The following is a 3,443-nucleotide window of genomic DNA, read 5'->3' on the forward strand; positions in this document are numbered from 1 at the left end:
TTTTGACGCCTTCCTAGGCTGGCGTCATTCCCAATCCTTGGAGGCAGAGTGGCCGAAATGTCGGACGTCTTCTTCGTCGACGGTATGCGCACCCCGTTCGGGCGCGCGGGCGAGAAGGGCATGTACTGGAACACCCGGGCTGACGACCTGGCGGTCAAGGCGATCATCGGGCTGATGGAGCGCAATCCTGACGTACCGAAAGAGCGCATCGACGATGTGGCGATCGCTGCGACGTCACAGACCGGCGATCAAGGACTGACGCTCGGTAGGTCTGCGGCGATCCTCGCCGGATTGCCGATGACCGTTCCGGGGTTCGCAATTGACCGGATGTGCGCGGGCGCGATGACGAGCGTCACCACGATGGCTGGCTCGATCGGTTTCGGCATGTACGACCTCGCGCTCGCAGGCGGTGTGGAGCACATGGGGCGTCATCCGATCGGCTCCAACGCTGACCCTAACCCGCGCTTCGTCGCGGAGAAGATGGTGGACCCCGGCGCATTGAACATGGGCGTCACGGCCGAACGCCTCCATGACCGTTTCCCGCAGCTCACCAAGGAGCGCGCGGATCGGTTCGGCATGCAGAGCCAGCTGAAGGCGCAGGCAGCATACGACTCCGGAAAGATCCAGCCGGATCTCGTCTCCGTGGCGATCAAGAACGCTGACGGCGCCTGGGGGCTCGCCACCGAGGATGAGGGCCGACGTCCCGAGACGACGATGGAAGGTCTCGCAGCACTGAAGACCCCCTTCCGCCCGCACGGGCGCGTTACCGCGGGCACCTCATCACCGCTCACAGATGGCGCGACGATGGGACTGCTGGCCAGCGGCGACGCGGTCAAGCAGTTCGGCCTTGCACCCAAGATGCGACTGGTGTCTTTCGCCTTCGCGGGAGTGCAGCCTGAAATCATGGGCATCGGGCCGATCCCCTCGACCGAGAAGGCGCTTCAGAAGGCCGGTCTCACGATCGATGACATCGGACTGTTCGAACTCAATGAGGCCTTCGCTGTGCAGGTGCTGTCGCTGCTCGATCACTTCGGAGTGGCGGATGACGACCCTCGCGTAAACCAGTGGGGCGGCGCCATTGCCCTCGGCCACCCCCTCGCGGCATCCGGCGTGCGCCTGATGATTCAGCTTGCGGCGCAGTTCGCCGAGCGCCCCGACGTCCGGTACGGCTTGACCGCCATGTGCGTGGGTCTCGGGCAGGGCGGTTCGGTCGTCTGGGAAAACCCGCACTACGACGGCAAGAAGAAGAAGTAGGAGTTCGCCGCCATGACCAACTACGACGAGATCGACTTCTCGCCGCTCGATGCCCTCGCCGACGGTGAGGTCATCACGCACTCGTTCGTGACTGACGTGCGTCTGGCCTCCGGCAAGACGCTCGCGCTCATCACCCTGGACAACGGACGCGATCACACCCGGCCCAACACACTCGGACCGGCAACGCTCAAGGAGCTCGGCGCGACTCTCGACACCCTCACGGCGCGCGCTGCGGCCGGTGAGATCCACGCTGTCGCTATCACGGGCAAGCAGTACATTCTTGCGGCTGGCGCCGACCTGAGTGATGTCTCGCGGGTTCCTTCGGCCGAGATCGCAAAGCTCATTGCGCAGCGGGGCCATCAGGTTCTGGGGAAGCTCTCGAGCCTCGGGGTCCCGAGCTTCGCATTCGTGAACGGCCTCGCGCTCGGCGGCGGGCTCGAGATCGCATTGAACTCCACGTATCGCACGGTGGATGCTTCAGCGGCCGCTATCGCGCTCCCCGAGGTGTTCCTGGGCATCATCCCGGGGTGGGGCGGGGCATACCTCCTCCCGAACCTCATCGGCATTGAGAACGCGCTCGAAGTCGTCGTGTCCAACCCGCTGAAGCAGAACCGGGTGCTCAAGCCCCAGCAGGCCTATGACCTCGGCATCACGGATGCGATCTTCCCCGCGGCCAACTACCTCGAGGACTCGCTGCGGTGGGCAGATGGCGTCCTGACCGGCTCCGTCAAGGTCGAACGCAAGAACGAGCCGGGCAAGATCGAGCGTCTCACCAAGTGGCCGATCGCCATCAAGATGGCGCGCGGGATGCTGGAGAGCCGCATCGGCACGGTGCCCCGCTCCCCTTATGTCGCACTCGATCTGCTTGATAAGGCCAAGGGCGGCACGAAAGCAGAGGGCTTCGCCCGCGAAGATGAGGCGCTGACCGATCTCATCACCGGTGATCAGTTCGCGGCATCCATGTATGCGTTCGACCTCGTTCAGAAGCGCGCTAAACGCCCCGTCGGTGCGCCCGACAAGGCACTGGCAAAGAAGGTGCAGAAGGTCGGGATCATCGGGGCAGGACTCATGGCCAGCCAGTTCGCGCTGCTGTTCGTGCGCAAACTCCAGGTTCCCGTCCTGATCACCGACCTTGATCAGGCGCGCGTCGACAAGGGACTCGCCTACATCCACGAAGAGATCGGCAAGCTCGAGCAGAAGGGACGACTCGACGGGGATGGTGCGAATCGCCTTCGTGCGCTCATCCACGGCACCACCGACAAGAACGAGTACGCCGACTGCGACTTCGTGATCGAGGCGGTTTTCGAGGAGGTCGGGGTCAAGCAGCAGGTGTTCGGCGAGATCGAGAAGATCATCGCCGAAGACGCGATCCTCGCGACAAACACGTCGTCGCTGTCGGTCGAAGAGATCGGAGCGAAGCTCGAGCACCCGGAGCGGCTCGTGGGATTCCACTTCTTCAACCCGGTGGCGGTGATGCCGCTGATCGAAATCGTGAAGACCCCCACCACCGACGAGGCGGCGCTGTCGACTGCCTTCGTTGTGGCCAAGGGTCTGGGCAAGAACGCCGTCTTGACGGCCGATGCCCCGGGCTTCGTCGTCAATCGCCTCCTCGCGAAGGTCATGGGCGAGGCTGCTCGGGCCGTGTACGAGGGCACGCCGCTGCTCACGGTCGAGAAGGCCTTCAGCCCTCTGGGGCTACCGATGAGTCCCTTCCAGCTCATCGACCTCGTCGGCTGGAAGGTCGCTGCGCATGTGCAGGACACCATGGCTTCCGCTTTCCCCGAACGCTTCTACGCCAACGAGAACTTCCACGAGTTGGCGGAGCTGCCCCAGGTCGTGGAGAAGGACAAGAACGGCAAGGTCACCGGTTGGACGAAGCCTGCCGAGAAGATCCTCAAGCCGGCCGTGGGTACCGCCCCGGCAGGCGAAGACGAGATTCTCCGCCGCGTCCAGGACGGGTTGGCGCAGGAGATCCGCATCATGCTCGATGAGGGCGTCGTACCCGAGGTTGAAGACATCGATCTCTGCCTGATCCTCGGCGCCGGCTGGCCCTTCATCGACGGGGGCGCATCGCCGTACCTTGATCGCGAGGGCGCATCTCAGCGCGTGTTCGGGGGTACCTTCCACGAACCTCCGATCCGAGGAATCGCCGCCGTCTGACCTGGCGGCAAACGAGGAGGGGCCCGGCT

2 protein-coding genes are annotated in these 3,443 nt (G+C 64.3%); both read left to right on the top strand.

Features of this window, described 5'->3' with window-relative positions; genetic code table 11:
- Positions 1-48: 48 nt before the first annotated feature.
- Complete coding sequence (locus tag B3587_RS12080; RefSeq protein WP_292728979.1) at positions 49-1,254, top strand: thiolase family protein; 1,206 nt, start codon at positions 49-51, stop codon at positions 1,252-1,254.
- A gap of 12 nt (positions 1,255-1,266) precedes the next feature.
- Positions 1,267-3,414, top strand: a complete 2,148-nt coding sequence (locus B3587_RS12085) for a 3-hydroxyacyl-CoA dehydrogenase NAD-binding domain-containing protein (protein WP_292728982.1) — start codon at positions 1,267-1,269, stop codon at positions 3,412-3,414.
- Positions 3,415-3,443 lie beyond the last annotated feature (29 nt).

The sequence above is a fragment of the Microbacterium sp. UBA837 genome (assembly GCF_002296025.1).
In the GTDB taxonomy this organism is placed as follows: Bacteria; Actinomycetota; Actinomycetes; order Actinomycetales; family Microbacteriaceae; genus Microbacterium.

Bases quoted from the DNA above. Each gene is read 5' to 3' on its own strand.
- B3587_RS12085 (WP_292728982.1), top strand. From the start codon at position 1,267: ATGACCAACTACGACGAGATCGACTTCTCGCCGCTCGATGCCCTCGCC.